This window comes from Mesorhizobium sp. Root695, assembly GCF_001428185.1.
Taxonomy (GTDB): Bacteria; Pseudomonadota; Alphaproteobacteria; order Rhizobiales; family Rhizobiaceae; genus Mesorhizobium.
In genome coordinates, this window is sequence record NZ_LMHO01000004.1 from 106,462 (window position 1) to 129,621 (window position 23,160).

18 protein-coding genes are annotated in these 23,160 nt (G+C 63.2%); 5 read left to right on the forward strand and 13 right to left on the reverse strand.

What is annotated here, in order from left to right; translation table 11 throughout:
* Positions 1-3,360, reverse strand: a complete 3,360-nt coding sequence (locus ASD99_RS06335; protein ID WP_057143050.1) for a DUF2126 domain-containing protein — start codon at positions 3,358-3,360, stop codon at positions 1-3.
* Between the two features lie 109 nt (positions 3,361-3,469).
* The gene (locus ASD99_RS06340) at positions 3,470-4,666 is read right to left on the reverse strand and encodes an acyl-CoA dehydrogenase (protein WP_057143098.1); all 1,197 of its coding nucleotides are present in this window, start codon (positions 4,664-4,666) and stop codon (positions 3,470-3,472) included.
* Positions 4,667-4,817: 151 nt separating this feature from the next.
* On the opposite strand from ASD99_RS06340, the gene ASD99_RS06345 reads away from it, so the two are divergent.
* Positions 4,818-5,729 (forward strand): LysR family transcriptional regulator, encoded by a 912-nt coding sequence (locus tag ASD99_RS06345; protein ID WP_057143051.1) that lies wholly within the window; start codon positions 4,818-4,820, stop codon positions 5,727-5,729.
* Here the strand turns inward: ASD99_RS06345 and ASD99_RS06350 are convergent, their stop codons facing one another.
* The 8 genes from ASD99_RS06350 to ASD99_RS06385 form a co-directional block, all read right to left on the reverse strand.
* Positions 5,730-8,048: a Tex family protein gene (locus ASD99_RS06350; RefSeq protein WP_057143052.1), complete on the reverse strand. Its 2,319-nt coding sequence runs from the start codon at positions 8,046-8,048 to the stop codon at positions 5,730-5,732.
* Positions 8,049-8,176: 128 nt separating this feature from the next.
* A complete protein-coding gene (locus ASD99_RS06355; protein WP_057143053.1) occupies positions 8,177-9,358 on the reverse strand; it encodes a serine hydrolase domain-containing protein in 1,182 nt (393 codons plus the stop codon).
* Between the two features lie 33 nt (positions 9,359-9,391).
* Positions 9,392-10,588, reverse strand: coding sequence for a serine hydrolase domain-containing protein (locus ASD99_RS06360; RefSeq protein WP_057143054.1), 1,197 nt, complete (start codon positions 10,586-10,588; stop codon positions 9,392-9,394).
* 65 nt (positions 10,589-10,653) lie between these two features.
* Entirely contained in the window at positions 10,654-11,688 is a 1,035-nt protein-coding gene (locus ASD99_RS06365; RefSeq protein WP_056582566.1) for an extracellular solute-binding protein, read from the reverse strand.
* A gap of 22 nt (positions 11,689-11,710) precedes the next feature.
* On the reverse strand, positions 11,711-12,511 hold the full coding sequence (locus ASD99_RS06370) for an ABC transporter permease (protein ID WP_057143055.1): 801 nt from the start codon (positions 12,509-12,511) through the stop codon (positions 11,711-11,713).
* On the reverse strand, positions 12,504-13,424 hold the full coding sequence (locus tag ASD99_RS06375) for an ABC transporter permease (RefSeq protein WP_056582570.1): 921 nt from the start codon (positions 13,422-13,424) through the stop codon (positions 12,504-12,506). Before ASD99_RS06375 ends, ASD99_RS06370 begins: the two co-directional genes overlap by 8 nt.
* 2 nt (positions 13,425-13,426) lie before the next feature.
* Positions 13,427-14,521 (reverse strand): ABC transporter ATP-binding protein, encoded by a 1,095-nt coding sequence (locus ASD99_RS06380; protein WP_057143056.1) that lies wholly within the window; start codon positions 14,519-14,521, stop codon positions 13,427-13,429.
* 142 nt (positions 14,522-14,663) lie between these two features.
* On the reverse strand, positions 14,664-16,343 hold the full coding sequence (locus ASD99_RS06385; RefSeq protein ID WP_057143057.1) for an amidohydrolase: 1,680 nt from the start codon (positions 16,341-16,343) through the stop codon (positions 14,664-14,666).
* 254 nt (positions 16,344-16,597) lie between these two features.
* On the opposite strand from ASD99_RS06385, the gene ASD99_RS06390 reads away from it, so the two are divergent.
* Both ASD99_RS06390 and ASD99_RS06395 read left to right on the forward strand, forming a co-directional pair.
* A complete protein-coding gene (locus tag ASD99_RS06390) occupies positions 16,598-17,251 on the forward strand; it encodes a TetR/AcrR family transcriptional regulator (RefSeq protein ID WP_056582577.1) in 654 nt (217 codons plus the stop codon).
* Positions 17,252-17,274: 23 nt separating this feature from the next.
* Entirely contained in the window at positions 17,275-18,306 is a 1,032-nt protein-coding gene (locus ASD99_RS06395; RefSeq protein WP_057143058.1) for a histone deacetylase family protein, read from the forward strand.
* Between the two features lie 109 nt (positions 18,307-18,415).
* Here ASD99_RS06395 and ASD99_RS06400 read toward each other — a convergent pair whose 3' ends face one another.
* A complete protein-coding gene (locus ASD99_RS06400) occupies positions 18,416-19,609 on the reverse strand; it encodes a TMEM43 family protein (RefSeq protein ID WP_156388934.1) in 1,194 nt (397 codons plus the stop codon).
* Positions 19,610-20,125: 516 nt separating this feature from the next.
* Between ASD99_RS06400 and ASD99_RS06405 the strand changes: the two genes are divergently transcribed.
* On the forward strand, positions 20,126-20,836 hold the full coding sequence (locus ASD99_RS06405) for a helix-turn-helix transcriptional regulator (RefSeq protein WP_057143060.1): 711 nt from the start codon (positions 20,126-20,128) through the stop codon (positions 20,834-20,836).
* The gene (locus tag ASD99_RS06410; protein WP_057143061.1) at positions 20,833-21,603 is read left to right on the forward strand and encodes a helix-turn-helix transcriptional regulator; all 771 of its coding nucleotides are present in this window, start codon (positions 20,833-20,835) and stop codon (positions 21,601-21,603) included. The genes ASD99_RS06405 and ASD99_RS06410 overlap by 4 nt, the downstream gene beginning before the upstream one ends.
* Before the next feature lie 40 nt (positions 21,604-21,643).
* Here ASD99_RS06410 and ASD99_RS06415 read toward each other — a convergent pair whose 3' ends face one another.
* The gene (locus ASD99_RS06415) at positions 21,644-22,081 is read right to left on the reverse strand and encodes a hypothetical protein (RefSeq protein WP_056582587.1); all 438 of its coding nucleotides are present in this window, start codon (positions 22,079-22,081) and stop codon (positions 21,644-21,646) included.
* A complete protein-coding gene (gene flhB, locus ASD99_RS06420; RefSeq protein WP_057143062.1) occupies positions 22,078-23,160 on the reverse strand; it encodes a flagellar biosynthesis protein FlhB in 1,083 nt (360 codons plus the stop codon). Before flhB ends, ASD99_RS06415 begins: the two co-directional genes overlap by 4 nt.

Here is a 23,160-nt window from a genome sequence, read left to right on the forward strand (position 1 = left end):
TCAGAGTCTTGCCGGCCGCCGAAGGTCAAGGGTCATCGGGAAATCTTCCGCCGGTTGTTCCTCACGCAGTACATAGGCGGATGGCGTATGACCGCGCGGCTCGAAGCGGGCGAGCCGCCGGGCCTCCGCCTCGTTGCCATTGACCGGGAAGGTGTCGTAGTTGCGGCCGCCAGGGTGGGCGACATGGTAGACGCAGCCGCCGACCGCCCGGCCCGACCAGCGGTCATAGATATCGAACACCAGCGGTGTGTTGACCGGCAATGCCGGATGCAGGCCCGATGCCGGCTGCCAGGCCTTGAAGCGCACGCCCGCCACCGCGACCTCTCTGTTGTCCGTGACCTTCATCGGCACGATACGGCCGTTGCAGACCACCGCATGGCGTTCCGGATTGAGACCTTCGGTCTTGACCTGCAGCCGTTCGACCGAGGAATCGACGAAGCGCACGGTGCCGCCGATCGCGCCCTGCTCGCCCATGACATGCCAGGGTTCGAGCGCCTGCCGCAGTTCCAGCTTGATGCCGGCGTGCTGAACCTCGCCGCAGAACGGGAAGCGGAATTCGAGCTGTGCGTCGAACCATTCGGGCCTGAATTCGAATCCGTTGAGCTTGAGGTCGTCGAGCACGTCGAGAAAATCGGCCCATACATAGTGCGGCAGCATGAAGCGGTCGTGCAGCAACGTGCCCCAGCGCACGAAGCGGCCGTCGAGCGGGCTCTTCCACGCGCGGGCAATGATCGCCCTAACAAGCAGTTGCTGCGCGAGGCTCATACGCGCATTGGGCGGCATTTCGAAGCCGCGGAACTCGACCAGCCCCAGCCGGCCGGTCGGTCCGTCCGGCGAGAACAGCTTGTCGATGCAGATTTCCGAACGGTGCGTATTCCCGGTGACGTCGGTCAACAAATTGCGGAACAGCCGGTCGACCAGCCACGGCAAGGGAGCCGCGCCCTGGTCCGGATGCGGCACCTGCGCCATCGCGATCTCGAGTTCGTAGAGCGAGTCGTGACGCGCCTCGTCGAAGCGCGGCGCCTGGCTGGTCGGGCCGATGAACAGGCCCGAGAACAGGTAGGATAGCGAGGGACGCCGCTGCCATTGCAGCACCAGGCTCTTCAAAAGGTCCGGCCGGCGCAGGAACGGGCTGTCATTGGGCGTCGCGCCGCCGACCACGACATGGTTGCCGCCGCCAGTGCCGGTGTGGCGGCCGTCGATCATGAACTTGTCGGCGCCAAGCCGCGTCTGCCGCGCCTCCTCGTAGATCGCCGTCGTCGTCGCCACGCAATCCTGCCAGTTGGACGCCGGATGGATGTTGACCTCGATGACGCCGGGATCGGGCGCCACGCGGATAACGTTGAGGCGCGGATCATGCGGTGGGCCATAGCCCTCGATGTGCACGGGAAGACCGATCGCCTTTGCCGCGTTCTCGGCCGCCGCGACCAATTCCAAATAATCTTCCAGAGCCTCGACCGGCGGCATGAAAACGCACAGCCGCCCGTCGCGCGGCTCGACCGAGAGTGCGGTGCGCACAGCGCCGCCGATCTCGGTGATCTCTTGCTCGACCCGGTCCTGCTGGCCGGTCGCCGCCGTGAAGGACACCGCCTGCTGACGGCGCGCCATCTCATCGGCGCCTTCCAGTTCGGCCGGCGCCGGCTCGGCCAGTATGGCTTCACGCGCAGGCAGCGGGCCGCGTGGCAGTGACGGATCGACCGGCACGATGTAGGGGAATTGCTCCGGCGGCACATAGGGCAATGTACCCAGCGGCAGGCGATAGCCGACCGGTGAATCGCCCGGCACGAGGAACAGCCGGCCACGCCGCGTCTTCCATATTTCCGAGCGCCAGCGTGGTCCCGACGCCTGGCTGTTCCAGCGCTGAACGGGAAGCACGTAGCCGGACGGTTTGGTCAGCCCGCGTTCGAACACCTTCGCCATGCGGCTGCGTTCTTCCGGATCCTCCAGCTTGGAGTTGGAGGGATCGACATTGTCCGGCAGCTTGCCTTCCTTAAGCAGCCATTCGGCCGGATCCTCATAGGCTTCGCTGACCATGGCCTTGTCGATGCCAAGTTCGCCGGCGATCGCGGTGAGCAGGCTTTCGGCCTGCTTCGGCCCGATATCGGCCTCACTCTTTTCGCGCGCGATCAGCGACGGATCGCTCCACACCGGCTGGCCATCGGCCCGCCAGTAGAGCGAAAAGGTCCAGCGCGGCAGGCTTTCGCCCGGATACCATTTGCCCTGGCCGTAATGGAGAAAGCCGCCGGGCGCAAAACGCTGGCGCAGCTTCCGGATCAGGGCATCGGCCTTCTCGCGCTTGGTCGGGCCGACGGCAGCGGTGTTCCACTCGGCCGACTCGAAATCGTCGATCGACACGAAGGTCGGCTCGCCGCCCATGGTCAGCCGCACATCGCCGGCCGCGAGTGCTGCATCCACCTTGTTGCCCAGCGCATCGAGCGCTTGCCAGCTTTCATCGGAGAATGGCTTGGTGATGCGCGGATGCTCGGCGATGCGGTCTACCCGCATCTCGAAACCGAACTCGACATTGGCGAAGCTCGCCATGCCGGAAATCGGTGCTGCGTTGCGGAAATGCGGCGTGGCGGCGAGCGGCACATGGCTTTCGCCGGTGAGCAGGCCCGAGGTCGGATCGAAGCCTATCCAGCCGGCACCGGGAAGATAGACCTCGCACCATGCATGCAGATCGGTGAAGTCGACCGCGGTTCCCGGCGGGCCGTCGAGCGCGACGAGATCCGGCTTGAGCTGGATCAGGTAGCCGGAAACGAAGCGCGCGGCGATGCCGAGATTGCGCAGGGTCTGCACCAGCAGCCAGCTTGAATCCCGGCACGATCCCTTGGCGGCGGCCAGCGTTTCCTCCGGCGAGAACACGCCGGTTTCCATGCGCACGATATAGGCGATCTCACGTTGCAGCCGGGCATTGAGGTCGACGAGGAAGTTGACGGTGTTCTTCGGGCTGGTGTCGATGGTTTTCAGGAAGGCCGACAGCAGCGGCCCGGCCGGCTCGGGCGTCCGGTAGATCGTCAGATCATCGCGTATCTCTTCCGGGTACTCGAACGGAAACGTCTCGGCCGATGGCTCGACGAAGAAATCGAACGGATTGTAGACCGTCATGTCGGCGACGAGGTCGACCTCGATCTTCAACTCGGTCACCGGTTCGGGAAAGACGAAACGGCCAAGGAAATTGCCGTAGGGATCCTGCTGCAGATTGACGAAGTGGTTCGCCGGCTCGACCTTGAGCGAATGGCTGAGCACCTTGGTGCGCGAATGCGGTGCCGGCTGCAGCCTGATGATCTGGGGCCCGAGAACCACAGGCCGATCGTATTTGTAGTGGGTCAGGTGATAGACGGCTGCCAGAATTGCCATGGTGCCCCGGAAGTCGGCGTTTCAATCCGCCGAACCCTGACACATCTGGCGACCATTCTCCAAGCAGAGATGTTGCGGTGCACCTAATTTAAGCAGCTACCGCTCCGCCTTAAAAGAATGCCTGTATCCCGGTCTGCGCCCGTCCCAGGATCAGCGCATGCACGTCATGCGTGCCCTCATAGGTGTTCACGGTCTCCAGGTTCTGCGCGTGGCGCATGACGTGATAGCCGATCTGGATGCCGTTGCCGCCATGCATGTCGCGGGCTTGGCGAGCGATATCCAGCGCCTTGCCGCAATTGTTGCGCTTGACGATCGAGATCATTTCCGGCGCCATCTTGCCTTCATCCAGCAACCGCCCGACACGCAGGCTAGCCTGCAACCCCAGCGCGATCTCGGTCTGCATGTCGGCGAGCTTCTTCTGGTAGAGCTGCGTGCCGGCCAGCGGCTTGCCGAACTGCTTGCGATCAAGGCCGTACTGGCGGGCGCGGTGCCAGCAATCTTCCGCGGCTCCCATCGAGCCCCAGGAAATGCCGAAGCGGGCCCGATTGAGGCAGCCGAACGGGCCTTTCAGCCCGGAAACATTGGGTAGCAGCGCGTCCTCGCCAACCTCGACGCCTTCCACCACCACTTCACCGGTGATCGACGCCCGCAGCGACAGCTTACCGCCGATCTTCGGCGCCGAAAGCCCCTTCATGCCCTTTTCCAGCACGAAACCGCGGATCTCGTCCTTGCCGTTCTCGCCCTTCAACTTCGCCCAGACGACGAACACATCGGCGACCGGCGAATTGGAGATCCACATCTTCGAGCCGGAGAGCCTGTAGCCGTTGGCGGTCTTCTCGGCGCGCGTCTTCATGCCGCCCGGGTCGGAGCCGGCATCCGGCTCGGTCAGGCCGAAACAGCCGATCCACTCGCCGCTGGCAAGCTTGGGCAGATACTTCTTGCGCTGTTCGTCCGAGCCATAGGCATAGATCGGATACATCACCAGCGACGACTGCACTGACATCATCGAGCGATAGCCGGAATCGACGCGCTCCACTTCACGCGCCACCAGCCCGTAGGTCACATAATTGGCGCCAAGCCCGCCGAATTCCTCGGGGATATTGATGCCGAGCAGGCCGGCCTCGCCCATTTCGCGGAAGATCGCGGTGTCGAAGGTCTCGTTGAGATAGGCGTCCTCGATCCGGGGCGCCAACTTGTCGGCGGCGAAGGCCGCCGCGCCGTCACGCACCATGCGCTCGTCTTCCGAAAGCTGGTCCTCGATCAGGAACGGGTCTTCCCAGACGAATGCATTCTTGTCGGCGGCCATGACGTTCTCCCAAACCATGCATGTCCCCAAAAAATATTCAGCGGCTTGGGATGACAGGCATCAAGCAAAATCTTGGCCCGGCTTATCGGCCTGTGCCTCGAAAAAATCAAACGAAATTGCTTCACCGATCAATGAGCGTTAGGAATGAATCATGCGTGTCCAGCGCCGCCTTTTGCCCAACATCAGCGCCCTTGCCGCCTTCGAGGCGGTGGCTCGCCTTGGCTCCTTCACCGCCGCCGCCCAGGAGCTGGACCTGACCCAGGGCGCGGTCAGCCGGCAGATCAGATTACTGGAAGATCAGTTTGGCCGCCGGCTGTTCGAACGCGACAGCCGCAATGTCAGGCTGTCGACGGCGGGCGAAATCTACGCCGAGGCGGTGCGCTCAGCGCTTGGCCAGTTGCGCGACGCCGCTCTTGGATTGATGAGCAATCGGCATAGTGGCATCCTGAACCTTGCCATTTTGCCGACCTTCGGCACGCGCTGGCTGATGCCGATGATCCCCGATTTCGTCGAAAACAACCCTGACATCACCATCAACTTCGTCACCCGCGTCGGTCGCTTCGACTTCGCCAGGGAGAGGCTGGATGCCGCCATCCACTATGGCCTGCCGGACTGGCCCGAGGCCGACTCGACACTGCTGGTGCGCGAAACGGTGGCCCCGGTGGTGTCGCCCGAATTCCTCGCCGGCCGCGCCATCGCCTCGCCGGCCGATATCGGCCGCCTGCCGCTGCTGCATATGGCGACCCGCCCTGGCGCCTGGACCGAATGGTTCGAGCATCAGGGCCTGAGCGCACCGACGGGACCCGGCATGCAGTTCGAACAGTTCGGCACCGCTGCCCAGGCCTGTATGGCTGGGCTCGGCGTGGCGCTGTTGCCGTTGATCCTCATCGCGGGCGAATTGCAGCGCGGCCAGCTTGTACTTGCGCCCGGCCAGCCCATGCAAAGCCGCAGCGCCTATTATCTCGTCGTCCCGCACGACAAGCGCGGCCATCCGCCGGTGGCAAGTTTCCGCGACTGGCTGCTGGGCCAGGTTGAGAAGGAACCGGCTGTTCTGGCTTGGTAGCTACTTCCGCTTCAGCGCATCCGCCAGTGCCGCGCCGAACGCACCTTGCTGCGCTGGCCGCTCCGGCTGGCGCTGCGGCGCCGGCGAACGCGGCGTGCCGCCACCATTGTCGCGCGGTCCGCCGCGTGGTGCGCCACCCTCGCCGCTATCCTTGCGCATGGAGAGCGCGATGCGCTTGCGCTTGATGTCGACATCGACGACCCGCACCTTGACCACGTCGCCGGCCTTGACCACCTCATGCGCGTCCTTGATGAACCGGTCGGCCAGCTGCGAGACATGCACCAACCCGTCCTGATGGACACCGATATCGACGAAAGCGCCGAAGGCGGCGACGTTGGTAACGGTGCCTTCGAGCAGCATGCCGGGCTTCAAATCCTTGATGTCGTCGATGCCGTCGGCGAAGGTCGCCGTCTTGAACCCGGGGCGCGGATCGCGGCCGGGCTTTTCCAGCTCCGCCAGTATGTCGCGCACCGTCGGTAGGCCGAAACGTTCGTCGACGAAGACGCGCGGATCGAGCGCCTTGAGCGCGGCGCTGTCGCCCATCAGCGAGCGCACATCACGCCCGCAGGCGGCGACGATCTTCTTCGCCACGCCATAGGCTTCGGGATGCACCGACGAGGCATCGAGCGGCTCGCTGCCATTGGCGATGCGCAGGAAGCCGGCGGATTGTTCGAACGCGCGAGGTCCGAGGCGGGGAACCTTCAGCAAGTCCTTCCGGCTGGCGAAGGGACCGGTAGCATCGCGATGCGCGACAATCGCGTCGGCCAGCGATGCGCCGAGACCGGAAACACGCGCCAAAAGCGGCGCCGAGGCGGTGTTGAGATCGACGCCGACGGCATTGACCGCATCCTCGACCACCGCTTCCAGCGAGCGGCCGAGCCGATACTGGTCGACATCGTGCTGGTATTGGCCGACGCCGATCGATTTGGGTTCGATCTTGACCAGCTCAGCCAAGGGATCCTGCAGCCGACGGGCGATGGACACCGCGCCGCGCAGCGACACGTCGAGATCAGGAAATTCCGCCGCCGCCGTCGCCGATGCCGAATAGACCGAGGCGCCCGCCTCGCTGACGATCACCTTGAGTGGCTTCGGACCACTATCCGCCGGCATGTCGGACAGCATGTCGGCGACAAGCTTCTCCGTCTCGCGGCTGCCGGTGCCGTTGCCAATCGAGATCAGTTCGACCTTGTGCAGGCGGATGAGCTTGGCGAGTTCCGCCTGCGTACCGCGCACATCGTTCCTGGGCGGAAACGGATAGACCGTCGTCGTTGTCAGCACCTTGCCGGTGCCATCGACCACCGCCACCTTGACGCCGGTGCGGATGCCGGGGTCGAGCCCCATCGTGGCGCGCGAACCGGCGGGAGCCGCCAGCAGCAGATCCTTCAGATTGCGGGCGAAGACGTGGATCGCCTCTTCCTCGGCCCGCTCGCGCATATCCCGCATCAGGTCAAGCGTCAGATGCAGCGACAGTTTTATCCGCCAGGTCCAGCCGGCGACCTCCATCAGCCAGCGGTCTCCCGGCACGCTGCCGCCGATGGCATAGGCGTTGGCGATCATCCGTTCGACCGGCTTTACCGGCGAGGTGTCGTCGGCATCGACCTCGATGTCGAGCGACAGCACCTCCTCGTTGCGGCCGCGCAGCATCGCCAGCGCGCGATGACTCGGCACGTTTGCCCAGCGCTCGACATGGTCGAAATAATCGGAGAATTTCGCGCCGGCCTCCTGCTTGCCGTCGACCACCCTGGCCCGCATGAAGGCGCGTTCTTTCATGTAGGTCCGCAATTTGCCGACCAGATCGGCATTCTCGGCGAACTGTTCCGACAGGATGTCGCGCGCGCCTTCGAGCGCTGCCTTGGTATCGGCGACCTCCTCGGTGACATAGGCCAGCGCCAGCTCGGCAGGCACCAGAGCGCGGTTCGCGAGAATGGCCTCTGCCAGCGGCCCCAGCCCGCGCTCCCTGGCGATCTCGGCCTTGGTCCGGCGCTTGGGCTTGTAGGGCAGGTAGATGTCTTCCAGCTCCGCCTTGGTGGTGGCGGCAACGATCTTGCCCTCGAGCTCCGCGGTCAGCTTGCCCTGTTCGCGGATGGAGCCAAGGATGGTGTCGCGGCGCGCGTCGAGCTCGCGCAGATAGGCAAGCCGTTCGGCAAGGTCACGCAATTGCGTGTCGTCAAGCCCGCCGGTGACTTCCTTCCGGTAGCGCGCCACGAACGGCACCGTCGCGCCCTCGTCGAGCAATTCGATCGCCGCGGCCGCCTGTTCGGGCCGCGCGCTGATCTCGGCCGCGATGATGGCTGCAATGCGCTTGATGTCGGATGCCATGTCGTTCCTGCTCTCATCCAAAGAGCGGCGACCATAGGCGCAGACGTCCGGTCCGCCAACCGCCGCGCTTTGATCAGACCGGCGGGTCCACAGGAAAGCGTGGCCTAGTGTGGCGGCTCGGGCCCAGTCTAGACCATGCAGCTCAGCGCTTCGAAAAAGGTGACGATCTCGACATCGAGCGGATCATCGACCGGCTCGGGCTGCGACGACATCTTGGCGATCACCACTTCGGTCCTGGGATCGACATACAGCCACTGGCCATGGATGCCGATGCCGCAATAGGCGCCGCTCTCGTGTCCAGTCTGGTACCATTTGTTGCGGTAACGGCCCTTGGGAAACAGCGGCAGCATCGTGCCGCGCTGCCAGGCGTCAGCACTGCCGCCGGTAGCAGTGGTATCGCGCACCCAGGCCTCCGGCACGACGCGGCGGCCGTTGGCCATGCCACCTTGCCGCATCATCTCGCCGACACGCGCCAGATCGCGCGGCGTCACCGAAATGCCGCCGGCGGTGCGGGCCGTGCCTTCCATGTCGACGCCGATCGAGGCTTCGCTGACGGCGCCGAGCGGCAGCCACAGCTTCTCGCGCATCAGGTCGGCGAAGCGCTGGCCGGAAGCGCGCTCCAGCAGCAGGCCGAGCAGGTCGGAATTGGGCGAGCGGTAGCGGAAGGTCTGGCCGTGCGGCTCGGCCAGACGCTGCAAGGTCAGAATGAATTCGCGCAGGCTCTCCGTGCCGCCACCCGGATTCCACAGCGTGGCGCGGCGATAGCGGGCGAAGGCGCTCTCGGGATCGAGATAGGCCTCCTCGAAATCAAGGCTGACGCTCATGTCGAGCACATGCCGCACGCTCGCATCGCCATAGGCCGAGCCGGCGGCTTCAGGAACATAGGCCGTCACCGGAGATTCCGGGTTGAACACCCCCTCGCCTTCCAAGATGCCGGCGACAATGGCGGTCAGCGACTTGCTGATCGAAAAGATGATGTGGCGGGCGCCGAAATCCATATGCGGCGCGAACCAGTCACCGATGATCTTGCCGCCTTTCATCACCGTCAGCGCGTCGGTGCTCGAACGTGCGAGAAATTCAGCCACCAGCTCCGGCGCACTGCCGACAGAAACCCTTTCGCCAAGCAGGCCGCTCATGTCCCGAACCGGCGCCTCGACGCCAGCCGGTGCCGCCGCCACGCGGGCGGTCGGCACCAGTTCGCCGAGATTCTGGAACGACCACCGGTTGAACGGGTTCTGGCGCCAGTTGGCGAGCAGCACCTCGTTGCGGCGAAAGCCATAGCGGGTCTCGAACGCGGTCTTGCCGGTCATGGCGTTTCCTTCTGGATCTTTTCTTTTTGAGGCTCAGGCGAGCGCGGCGGCGATGGCGTGCACGGCCTTCAGCGTCGCTATGGAATAGGCGAGATTGCTGAAATCGGGATAGGTCGAAAGCTTCACCACGACCATTCTTGTGTTCCAGTCGATATGGATCATCTGCCCGAACACGCCCCGGCACATCAGCGCGCGCGAGCGCGGATCCTCTATCCAGAACTGGTTGCGATAGCTGCCCTCCGGCAGGCTGGGGCTGAAATCAGGCCCATGCCTGCCGTTGCGCGTGGCCACGATCCAGTCGGCCGGCACGACACCACCACCATTGTCGAGGATCATATGGCCAAAGCGGCCGTAGTCGCGCAGCGTGGCGTTGAGGCCGCCATCGGCCACCGCATAGCCGGCGCTGTCGACGGTGAAGTAGGCGCTTTCATCCGCACCGAGCTTTTGCCAGAGTTCTTCCGAAACCAGCTGCGGCAGCCGTTTTCCGGTCACCCGTTCCATGATGAAGGCAAGCACGTCGGTCTCGATCGAGCGGTATTCGAACGCAGCACCATGCGGGCGGATCGTTTCCTTCAGGCCCAGGATCAGCTCGAACATGTGCGAGGGCCAGCGAAAGGCCGGATCGCTGTCCAGCGGCACCGGCTTCCAGCCGGTGGCGACATCGACCTGGCCAATGTCCGAATAGCGGTCGGTATATTCCTCGGAGAAGCGCACGCCGCTGGTCATGTCCAGCACATGCTGGACACTGGCGCCGGCCCAGCCTGTCGCGCCGAGTTCCGGCAGATAGTCGGTCACCGGCTTGGCCGGATCGATCAGGCCGCGCCCGACCAGTATGCCGAACACCGAACCCGTGACGGATTTTGCCATCGACTGCGACAGGTGCAGCGTGCGGTCACTCATGCCGTTGAAATAGCGCTCATAGGCGACCTTGCCGTCCTTCAGCACCAGGAAGCCGTCGGTATAGGTCTCGTCGAGCAGACCGGCGAGCGTTGTCGGCTTGCCCTCGCTGTCTTCGACCGTCAGCCCGTCGAGATCGGCCTCGGCGCGTTCGAAACGGTGGCGATGGCCATTGCCGCGCCAGACTTCGGCGGTCGGCAGAATTTCGCGAATGTGCTGGAACGCCCAGCGGTTCCACGGTGGCCGGTCCCAGTCGAGCTTCGGCGGCACCATGGCTGGCGGCGAGCCCTGCATGATCGGCGGCCGCGGATCGGAGTTGCGGTAGGAGTCCATGAAAGGCCATTCCCGGAAAAGAAAGGACCCGGCGGCGTGTGCCGCCAGGTCCGTAATGCAGCAGATTACTTCTGCAGTTCGGTCCAGATCTTGGTGTAGAGCTCCTGGGTTTCAGGCGCGCACATCTTCTGGAACTCGCCCTTCGGCTTGGCTTCGGCCGGAATGACGACTTCCGGGGCGTCCTTCATGTCGGCCGGCATGTATTTGTCCGAGCCGGTGATGGCGTTGGCATAGCGGTGGAAGGCCGAGAGGCCGGCCGCATTTTCCGGATCCATGATGAAGTTCTGGAACAGCTTGGCATTCTCGACGTTCTTGGCCTCCTTGAGGACAACGACGTTGTCGCTCCACAGGCCAAAGCCTTCCTTCGGATAGTTGTAGTGGATGGCCGGGTTGGCCAGCCGCTGGCGCAGCGCCGAGCCGTTCCAGTCGCTGGTCGCCTTGAAGTCGCCGGCGCCCATCTTCTCGATGGTGTTGTATTCCATCGCGATCCAGTTCGGCTTAGCCGCCACAAGCAGGTCGCGCACCTTCTTCAGCACCGCCTTATCGTCGGTGCACTGCTGGCCGCCAACATATTTGATCGCCGCGAAGATAACGTCGCCCATCTCCGGAACGACGTTGACTTTGCCTTTCAGCTCGTCGGGCGTGTTGAAGACGATGCCCCATGTATCGGCCGGGCCCTTATAGGCATCGGTGTTGACGACGACGCCGATCGTGCCCCAGGCCCACGGCACGGAATATTTGCGGCCCGGATCGAATTCAGGGTTGGCCCATTCCGGCGCGACGTTCTTGAAATTCTCCATCTTGCCCGGATCGGTTTCCAGTAAGAGGCCTTCCTTGATCCAGATCGGCACGTAGGTCTGCGACGGCACGGCGATGTCGAAACCGGTGCCGCCCTGGCGGACCTTGGCCAGCGCGGTGTCGTTGGAATCGTAGTCGGTGATGGTCACCTTGACGTTGTATTTGGCCTCGAACTTCTTGATCACGTCGGGGCTGGTGTAGTTGCCCCAATTGTAGATGTTGAGCACGCCATCGGCGCGCGCCAGGCTCGTCGATGCGAGCAGCGCCAACCCCACGGCGGTTGCTGTTGTCTTCCAGTTCATGTTTTTAACTCCCATTTTCGGTTCAGTCTCGTTTCCTGCTGACGAAGAAAAACAACGTGACGATCGCGACCGAAAGCAGCAGGAAGGCGGTCGATATCGCGTTGATCTCGGGTGTGATGCCGCGGCGGATCTGGCCGAGCATGTAGGTGGGCAGCGTGTCCTGACCGCCTGATTTGACGAACTCGGTGATGACGACATCGTCGAGCGAGATGACGAACGCCAGCATCAGCCCGGCAAGGATGCCGGGCCACAGAAGCGGCAGCGTGATGCGGCGAAAGGTTTTCCAGGGCGTCGCGTAGAGGTCGGCGGCGGCACGCTCCAGCGTCAGGTCCATATTCTCAAGCCGGGCCCGGATCGGCAGGTAGGCGAAGGGAATGCAGAACGCCGTATGCGCGGCGACCAGATAACCGATGCCGGAATAGCCGGTGAAGATCTTGACGCGCGAGAAGAAGATCAGCAGCGCCACGCCGGTGACGATCTCGGGCACCATCAGCGGCTGGTTGATCGCCGCATATTTGAAGGTGAGGCCGGGATAGGGTGCGGTGCGCGTGGTGGCGAGCGCCGCCATGGTGGCGAAGATGGTGGAAAGCACCGCCGCGATGGAACCAATCTGGAAGGAACGCAAGGTGGCATCGACGACCTGCGTGTTCTGCCATGCCGACTGGAACCATTTCAGCGAAAAACCGCCCCATTCGGAGGTCGAGCTCGCCGCGTTGAAGGCATAGATGACCAGCACGATGATGGGCAGATAGAGCACGATAAAGCAGGTCGCGGCGATCGCGGTGAAGCCTGGCTGGTGCTTGATTGAAAAGTTCCTAGCCATGACGAACCCCTGACTTGCCGGCATTGCGCACATAGGCAAGCAGCGCCACCATGACGATGATCATGACGGCGATCGACAGCGCCGAGCCGAGCGGCCAGTTGCGGCCCTGCCCGAACTGCAATTCGATCAGATTGGACAGCATCATGTTCTTGCCGCCGCCAAGCACGCTCGGCGTCACATAGGCGCCAAGTGCTGGAATGAAGACCAGAATGGAGCCGGCGATGACGCCCGGCTTGACCAGCGGGAAGATGATCCGCCGCAGCACCTGGAAACGTGTCGCGTAGAGATCATAGCCCGCCTCGACCAGCCGGAAATCGAGCTTCTCCATGCTGGCATAGATCGGCAGCACCATCAGCGGCAGGTAGACATAGGCCATGCCGATCAGGATCGCGGTGTCGGTGTAGAGGATCTGGATCGGCGCCGAGATGATGCCGAGCTTGAGCAGGATCGTGTTGATGATACCTTCGTTGCGGATGATCTGCAGCACCGCGAAGGTGCGGATCAGGAGGTTGGTCCAGAACGGAATGGTAATCAGGAACAGCCAGAGATCACGGGTCTTTTCACTGCGCGTGGCCATGAAATAGGCGGTCGGGAAGCCAAGCGCCAAAGTGGCGATGGTCGTCACCACCGAAAGCTTGATCGAGCGCAGGAAGATGGTGACGTGGGCGGCGGCAATCGAAAGGGTATCGTCGAAGATATCGCGTTCCAGAAACACCGCGATCCAGGCTTCCGGCGAGAACTGCCACTTCACGTCGCCATAGGAGCCTGGCGTCAGGAACGAGTAGACCAGCACGATCAGCAGGGGACCGGTCGCGGCGAGGAAAATGACCAGCAACGCTGGTGCTGACAGAAGCCAGCGGTCACGCACATCGCGCCGCTCCGCTGCCTTGGCGACTTCTTCCGCGGTCGCCATGATCAGTCCTTCAGCACTTGCGCGGCATCGTTGCCGATCAGGATACCGACCTTGTCGCCACGCTCGAAACCGCAGCCGGCGCTGCGTGTGTTCTGCTGGCGAACGGTGAAGTCCTCGCCACTGTCGAGCTGGACGTGGATATGCGTGTCGGTGCCGAAATAGACGACGTTCTCGACCGTGCCTGACAGGTCTCCCTTGCTGTTGGTCAGCTTGGCATGCTCGGGCCTCACCACCACGGTGGCGTTGCCCTTGGGCTGGAAGCCTTCGGCAACGGTCGCCTCGATGGTCGTGCCGGATTTGAGCGTCGCGCGCGCCTTGCCGTTGCCGATGCCTGATATGGCGGCGGTGAGGAAGTTGGTTTCGCCGATGAAGTCGGCGACGAAGCGCTCCGCCGGCTTGTCGTAGATATCCCAGGGCGAACCGACCTGCAGGATCTTGCCCGACGACATCACCGCGATGCGATCCGACATGGTCAGCGCCTCTTCCTGGTCGTGGGTGACGAAGATGAAGGTGATGCCGGTCTCATGCTGCAGCCGCTTCAACTCGATCTGCATTTCCTTGCGCAGCTTGTAGTCGAGCGCCGACAAGGGTTCGTCGAGCAGCAGCACCTTCGGCTGCGGCGCGAGCGCCCGGGCCAGCGCCACGCGCTGCTGCTGGCCGCCGGAGATCTGGCTGGTGCGACGACCCGCGAGTGCCTCCATCTTGACCAGCTTCAGCATCTCGGCGACGCGCGCCTTGATCTCGGCCTTCGGCTTGCCCAGCATTTCCAGGCCAAAGCCGATATTGTCGGCGACAGTCATGTGCGGGAACAGCGCATAGGACTGGAAAACGGTGTTCACCGGCCGCCTGAACGGCGGCAGCGGCGCAATATCCTGGCCATAAAGCAGGATTTCACCAGCGGTTGGAAAGTCGAAGCCCGCGATCAGCCTGAGCAACGTCGTCTTGCCGCAGCCGGATGGCCCCAGCAGCGTGAAAAACTCGTTCTCGCGGATGGACACCGAGACCGTGTCGAGGGCAGCGACTTGCCCCTCACCTGACCCGAAAATTTTGCTGACGTTTACTACTTCAATCGCATTCCGATCCGGTTTGTCCGGCACGATTACGCCTCACTGTTGACCCCGCTCTTGCTGGCGGAGCTCTTCCCCTGTTCGATGTGACCACATGGCCGGTAGGTTGGCAAGCCCGGCATTGAACCACAGTTCAGTCAGTTACTTTCGGCTAGCAAGCCGCATGCCATTGTCAGGCCTGGTAGGTGATCTTGCCGCCGCAGATCGTCGTCACCGGCCGCACCTTGTGCAGATCGGCCGGCGGCGTTTTCTCGATATCGGCCGACAATACGACCAGATCGGCCATGTAGCCGGTTTTCAGTGCGCCCTTGCGGTGCTCGGCGAATTCGGCATAGGCGCCCTCGACCGTATATGCGGCGAGCGCCTCATGCAGCGAGAAGCTCTGGTCCGGGTCGCTGTCTGCCCATGGTTTGCGCAACATTGCCGCCCGAATGCCGAGGATCGGATCGATCGGCGACACCGGCCAGTCCGATGCGAAGACGACATGCGCGCCAGCATCCTTCAGGGTTCGCCAGGCATAGCTCAGCGGCCAGCGCGCCGGCCCGATGCGGGACACCGTCGGCTCCAGCGGAAAATCCATGGCGCCGGGCGGATGCGGCGGTTGCATAGAGGCGATGACGCCGAGTTCGGCGAAACGCGGCACGTCCGAAATGGTGGTGACCTCGATGTGCTCGACCCGGTGACGGCTGTCGCGCTTGCCGTTCGCCTTCTGCGCCGCCTCATAACCGTCGAGCACCGCGCGCACCGCGCCATCGCCGATCGAGTGTACAGCGATCTGCAGCCCACGCTTATCGACCGCGACGGCCAGATCGATGAATTGTTGTGGCGTGAACAGAGGCTCGCCCACCCAATCGGGCCGGTCGGCGTAGGGCTCGACCATGACAGCCGTCCAGGAATCGAGAACGCCGTCATAAAACACCTTGACCATGCCCGACGACAGCCATTCGCTGTTGTAGCGTTCGGCCATGACGGAGGCCTTGTCGAGCATGTCGAGCGTCATGAAGTTCTTGTAGTGGAACGGGATCTGAACGCGGCAAGGCAAGCCTCCCTCGGCTTCGATCTCGGCCAGCAGCTCGAGCTGATACAGATTGCCGTCCATGTTCTGGATCGAGGTGATGCCGTGGCGGGCGCACCAGGCGAGCCCACGCCGCATGATGTCGCGATCGGCGTCCCGTTCCGCCGCCGTCGGCATCGGATCCGGCTCGCCGCCGGTCGACAGCCCCAGCCGCACCCGGCTTTCGCCGGCAAGGTCGAGCACCGGGCCGAAGGCCTCGCCTTCGCGCAATTCGCCCGCGGCCAGTCCATCATCACCCTTGACAATCTCATTGCCGGGACCAAGCGTGCGCCCCTGCAGGATGCCCGCCATTTCCAGCGCTTTGGTGTTGGCCCACATGGTGTGATGGTCGGGCGCGGCCATGCAGAACGGGCGATCGGGCAAAATGGCGTCGAGATGGTGGCGCGTCACCCGCTCGCTGCCGAGCACGGTGTAGTCGACGCCCTGCCCGACCAGCATCTTCGCATCGGGTCGCGTCGGCGCATAATCGCGGATCGCCTTTTGCAGCACCTCGAACCCGTGAATACCTGTCAGCTGAAGGTGGGCAAGTTCAGCCCCGCCTGAAAACAGGTGCATGTGGGCTTCGATGAAGCCCGGCACGACCGAACCGCCCTTGGCGTCGATAACCTTGGTGGCCAATCCCTTGAGCTCTTCGATTGCAGCGCGGCTGCCGATGGCGATGATGGCGCCGTCCTTGACGGCAACGGCCTCGGCGGCGGGATTGTCATCGTCCATGGTCCGCACACGACCGTTGATGACGATCAGATCCGCATTGTGACCCGCACCCGTGACAGACATCGCGACTCCGCGCTTTTGACGACTGACTGACACCGACAACCCTCTTGTCCAACGACCTGCCGCTCCACCGGAGCGGCGCCATGGGAAAGATGCCAGTGCGCTGTCTTCGAAATTCCCCTTGTCATCCCGGAAGGCAGCGTCGATAAAGAATGCGACTGATTATTCGCGTTTGTCAACGTGCGGAATATGGAATGTATTGTGGACAGCACCCTGCGCCTGTGTTGAGACCGGGCGGGGAACGAGGACATCAAGCAGTGAAGCGCAGTCTCGACCGCAAAACCAGGATAGCGCTCGAGCCGCGCAAGCAGCCGCGGCAGCAACGGTCGAGCAAGGTCGTCGACAGGATTCTCGACGCGGCGCTGATCTTGACGCGGGAGCAAGGAACCAGGACGCCGACGACGCTGGCCATTGCGCAGCGCGCGGGCTTGTCGGTCGGTTCGGTCTACCAGTACTTTCCCAATAAGGAAGCCATCCTTCTGGACCTCGCCCGGCGTTGGCTGTCCTCCTTTCCCGAGGTGATCGCGAAGCGCATCAAGGTCGCCCCGCCCACCAACCGCGAAGAGTTTCGGCAGGAGGTGCGCAAGCTCTTCATCGACACTTCCAGGCTCTACCTCGAAAACGCCAGCCTGATGCCGGTGATCGAGGCTATTTCAGGCAACGCCGACCTCAGGCCGATCCAGAACGAATATGACGACCAGATCGTCGCCCTCTACGCCGCATGGCTGCAGCATGCGAACCCGGCTCTCGAAGACACGATCGCCAGCCGGCTCGGCGTGGTGATGATGGAGGTCGGCCATGTCTGCCGGCTTGTAGGGCTGAAAAAAGATCGCAGGACATTCGACCTCATCGAGGACGATGTGGAAACCATGTGGCTCGCTCTGGTGAGCCCCTACCTCAATCTTGACTGATTTCGCACTTCGAGAGGAATTTTATGAAGACTGTCTATTCGCCGCTCCATGCTGGTCATGCCGGCCAGATGGAACTGGTCACGAGCGCCATCGTGCCGGGCTTCGAAAAGCCTTCACGGGCCGAATTCATCAAGGCGCGGGTTGAAAGCGAGAAGTTAGGGCCGATCGTCCTGCCGCTCGAGCATGATCTCGCCGCCGCCAAGCGCATCCACAAATCAGACTACATCGACTTCCTGCCGACGGTCTGGCCGCAATGGGTGGAAGCCGGCTTCATGGGCACGGCGATGCCCTTCACCTGGCCGACGCGCGGCCTGCGCGGCGACGTGCCGCCAAAGCGCATCGACGCCTTGCTCGGCTACTATTCCTTCGATGCCGGCGCCACCTTCGTCGAAGGCACATGGGCCGCGATCAAATCGTCCTATGACGTGGCGCTGACCGCCGCCAGCATGGTCAAGGGCGGCGAGACATCCGCCTTCGCGCTCTGCCGCCCGCCCGGCCACCATGCCGGTGCCGGATTCATGGGCGGTTACTGCTACATCAACAACGCCGCCGTTGCCGCGCAATGGTTCCGCGACCAGGGCGCCAAACGCATCTCGATCCTCGATGTCGACTACCACCACGGCAACGGCACGCAGGAGATCTTCTATGACCGAGCCGACGTGCAGGTGCTCAACCTGCATGGCGACCCGATGGTCGAGTACCCGTTCTTCCTCGGCCATGTCGACGAACGCGGCGCCGGTGCAGGCGAAGGCTTCAACATCAATTATCCCATGCCCTTCGGCACCGACTGGAACGCCTGGAGCGCCTCGCTGGAGGATGCCTGCGTCAGGCTCGCCGCTTACGCACCGGATGTCGTCATCGTCTCGCTCGGTGTCGACACGTTCGAGAAGGACCCGATCAGCCAGTTCAAGCTGAAAACATCTGACTATCCCAAGATCGGCCGCCGCATCGCCAGGCTCGGCCTGCCGACGCTGTTCGTGATGGAGGGCGGCTATGCCGTCGAGGAGATCGGCGTCAACGCCGTCGGCGTGCTGACCGGATTCGAGGATCGGTAGATGCCTATCGCCCAAAAGTGTATGGCGGTTTTGGGACAACGACAGGCATAAGCAAAGGCATAAGCAAAGACGGTCAGGACCGGGCGGCAGCGCCGCCTGGTCCTCGCGATCAGGTCGCGGCGCTAACGCTGGGCGTGACGGTTGGCTCGGCCGGTTTGCGCGAGCGGCCGAGATAGTAGACCGCTGCTGCCGCGATGACGCCGGCCGCAAGGATGCCCACCGCCAGAACCGGCCGATACCAGAACCAGGCAATCGCGATCGTCGTCGTGCCGACCACGATCGCCAGGAAGAAGGCGATGATGCCGGTTCCCATCCGCGCCATGCTGCCGAGGAACGGGATGACGTCGAGGATCACGCCGATCGGGCTGAGGAACAGGGCAAAGCCGATGGTCAGCAACAGCAGGCCGGCGGCGCGCAACAGCCAGGTGACCAGCGTGTTTGCGCTGACCGCCCCGGCGAACATCTTGTCGGCCGGCACCGCGCCCGTATCGACCATCAGCAACGCATCGCCCGCCTCGGTCTGGTAAGGTTCGAACCGGCTGCCGGCCTGGCGCGCGACGATGCTGACCACGCCGAGCGGCGCCAACTCGTAGCCGATGCGGTAGTCGCCTAGCGCCGGCGTTGTGGTGTCGGCGCCGAGATAGATCTTGCCGTCGACGATGCTGAGCGGCTTGGTGCCGGTATAGGCGGCCTTGATCGCGGCCGACTTGTCGGGCGACAGCGCATACGCCTTGTCGCCCTCGATGCGGTCAAGCACCGGCTGGTCGAGATCAAAGGCGACGAGCTTGCCTTGCGGAATCTGGAAGGTCCGGCTGTGGATTGCCATCGGCGGATTCTGGTGGCCGTCCGGCTTCTTGAAATCCGACGAGTCAATCTGGCTGTCGTCCCAGACCTTCGAATAGCTGTAGGTGGTCACCGTCTCCTCGCCGCCGCCAAGCTTCTTGGTGGTCTCGGATTTGGATTCTTCCTTCCACTGGTACATCTCTACGCCACGCGACAGCCGCAGCCCTTGCGCCGCGATGCCGAAATCCGGATCGGCGAGACCGCTGTCTGCCGTCACCGGGCCGCTGATATGCATCAGCTTACCGTCATTAGCGGCATCGACTCTGTCGGCGCTGGCCGAAACGACGGCGCCGGCCCCTTCGGCCAGCGAGCGCGCCGTCTGCACTGTGCGGCCCTCGTTCCAGAACAGCCCGATCACCATCAGCACGACCAAAAGCAAGCCGAAGATGACCCCGCCGACCGCACGCTTGATGCGCCCAAACCACGAGACGGATGTAATTTCCCGAAATGAATCGCTCATTGTTTCCCCCGAAACCAAATTGCCGCCACGCTGCGTCCCGCGGCGAGATGACTGCGACGGCCTGCCGCCCGCAGGCATGGCTGCAAGAGGCGCCCGCCTCTTCAACGCTCCCGAACCTACCGGAATCGACTAGCCACCGATACGGCCGGCTTGCAATCATTGACGACTTTTCGCGTCGCGGTCTTCTGTCCAAAGTGCGAAAATCCGCATCTGAGTCGCACCTGAGTCCACCAGATTCGATTTTGTCAAATCGCGTTTGATGTCGGATTCAACTGCGGGTAGATTAGACCCGAATCAGCCGGTCCTTGGGGGGCGCGGCGACCACCCAAAGTCTCTTGTTCCGGAGTTTTTCCGGCACCAGACGCGGACGGCTTCGCGTTCCCTGAATGGATTCGGATCTGGTTGGCGCAGCCCTGCGCCACGCGTGTGTCTTCGTCAAAGTAATGCGTATTCGGGTTCGGCGGCTGGCTTCCAGCATCCGGACAGCAGAAACGATTCCGGCCAAAAGCAACAAGAATGAGCAGTCCCGCCGCGCTACTTCAATCCGACACATTGGGCTCGCGCCTGACGTCGCGCGGCGATCTGACCAGCTTTTTCATGCAACTGACCGCCGAGATCGGCGCCGACAGCTACATGCTGGTCGCCATCGTCCACGACCAGGACCGCAACGATGCGCGCATCGTCTCGTCCAACTGGATTTTCGACGCCATTGAGCTGATCGGCAAGCGGCTGATCGCCGGGCTTGTGCAAGGCGCGCTCACCGTCGCGCCCGGCATCCGTCCGCAGCCGCTGGTGGCATCTCAGGCACCCGAAGCAGACGGATTGATCACCGGCGAAGAGGCGCGCCTTCTCGACGTGCTCGGCCATGCCGAGATCTATTCGCTGCGCCTCAATGTCGGCCGCCAGCGCCTGTTCGCCCTGTTCTCGGCAGCGAGTGCCGGCGGCATCGACCAGCCAGCGCTGATGCGGGCGCAATTGAAATGCTGCTACGCGCTTTCGCATATCCCGCAGCTGATCGCCGCCGCCGCAATGCAGGATCCGCTGTCGGATCGCGAGCGCGAATGCCTGTTCTGGGTCTCCGAAGGCAAGACCACCGACGAGGTCGCCGTCATCCTTGGCGTCTCCTCCAACACCGTCAACAGCTACATCACCCACGCCATCCAGAAATTCGCGGCCAGCAACCGCGCGATGGCCATCGCCACGGCGATCAGGAGCGGCATCATTTGAAACACGCCGATATCAAGGAGGCTGCCGAAGCCCTTTTCAACGAGCAGCGCAATCCGTTCGGCGCCTTTTCGCTCGGCTCCGAAACGCACCACGCCGTCACCATTCCCGATGCCGTGCGCCGCTGTCGCTGGATCGCCGTCGACATGAACGCCTCGGCCTTCGGCCTGTTCTTTGTCAGCCCTTCGGCCGAACGGGCACGGCTCGTTCCTTGTTTCGATTCCGACTATCCCGGGATTGCCGTGGCGACAAAGTTCATCTCGGGAGCCAATGGTGAGGAGATCGTGCGCCACACCCGCATCTCGACCGAACCGCGCTGGTGGACGGATGACGGTGTCGCCGTCATGGCCGAGATGTTCGGCAATCTCGCCTGGACCGAGCAGATGGCGGCGCTGGCGCCCGGCACCAGCGGCATCGCCCTCCCCGTCCACGCCGATCGCGGCCAATGCGGCCTCGTCGTGTTCCTGGGCTCGGAGATCGCCCTGCCGCAGGAGACGCTCTACGAGATCCACGCCCGCTGCTTTTCGCTGTTCGCCGCCGTCGCCCGCATCCGTCCGGGCGATGCCGGCCGCATGCGCGCCATCTCCAAGCGCGAACTCGAATGCCTGAAGTTGACCGCCAACGGCAACACCAGCGAAGAGATAGCGCGGCTCCTGAAGCTGTCGGTGCACACCGCCAACCAGTATCTGACCCAATCGACCCAGAAGCTCAACGCCGTCAACCGCAACCAGGCCGTGGCCAAGGCGCTACGGCTGGGCCTGATCGAATAGGATAATTCGAGGATCGGCTGAGGGCGGCTCGCAATCGTTGTCAGCGATAAGCCAGCGGTTCGACCTTGCGGATACGCGCCTCTTCGATCACAGCCTCGAGCAGCGCCGTGTTGTGCTCGGGGTCTTCGCCCGGCTTCTCGAACGACACGTAGTTGACCACCACCGAGGCACCGAGCTCGCTCAGCGTCAGCTGGAAATAGACGGTGACGCCGGGCGGCCGCAGCTCCAGGTCAAGCACGATGCGCGGGGTGCCGCTCCAGTCGACATGCGCCTCGCCACCATGGCCAAGCCGCAGCGTGCCAGGCATGAAGAACAGCTCCACCGCTGAATCGACCAGATCCGACAGGCACGCGAAATGCTCCAGCCGGATAAAGGCGATGTAGTCGGCGACATCGATCAGCCTCAGTTCCCCCACCACCTGCTCGATGGCGCTGGCGACGATGATCTCGCGGGATTTTGCGTGCGGTTGGCGGTTCATGAAATCTGTCTCCGCTCAGCCTTTTTCGAGTAGACGATCCGCACCAGTTCGGCGACGGCCTGGTAGAATTGTGACGGGATCACATTATCGACCGAAACTTGCTTGTACATGGAGCGGGCGAGCGCCACGTCCTCGAAGATCGGGATGTTGTGTTCCCGGGCGATCTCGCGGATTTTCAGCGCCACCAGATCCTGCCCCTTGGCCAGCACCATCGGTGCCGAGTCCTCGTCGCGTACGTATTTCAGCGCGATCGAGAAGTGCGTCGGGTTGGCGATGATCAGCGTCGCGCGCGGCACCGCCGTCATCATCCGCTTGCGCGCCCGGTCACGCGCCAGCGAGCGCAGCCGCGATTTGACGATCGGGTCGCCCTCGGACTGTTTGAACTCGTCCTTGACCTCCTGCTTGCTCATGCGCAGGTCCTGCTTCCAGTGGAAGCGCGACCAGACGATGTCGATTGCCGCGATCAGCCCCATGACGAAGACGATCGCCACCAGGATGTCGACGGCGATGCCGCGGATGACGAGACCAAAGGCGACCGGATTGGTGATCATCCCGGCGAGCAGCTTGCGGTGATCTTCCGACAGCGTGAAGATCAGCACGAGGATGGCAAAGCCGACCTTGCCGATCGACTTCGCGAACTCGACGAAGCCCTGGATGCCGAACAGCCTGTTCCAGCCCTTGACGATCGAGATGCGCGAAAATTGCGGCCGGACCCGCTCGCCGACGAATTGCGGCATGTTCTGGAACACCGAGGCGCCGACACCTGCTACGGTCAGCAGCACGAACAGGCTCAAGACGGCGCGGCCAACCTCGAGGAGGACGATCTTGTAGAGCCCGATGACATCGGTCTCGGTGTCCATCGGCCAGGCTTCCGGCTTCTCCAGGAACATCGACAGGAACATGCCGAGATCGATGACGGCGTCCTTGGCGTAGAAGACGGTGAACACCAGTATGGCGACGAAGGACGCAAGAAGCGCCGTTTCCCGCGAATGGGGCAGCTTGCCCTGTTCGATTGTGTCGCGGATCTTCTTTTCCGTTGCCTCTTCGGTTTTCGAATCCTTGTCGACCGCATCAGCCAT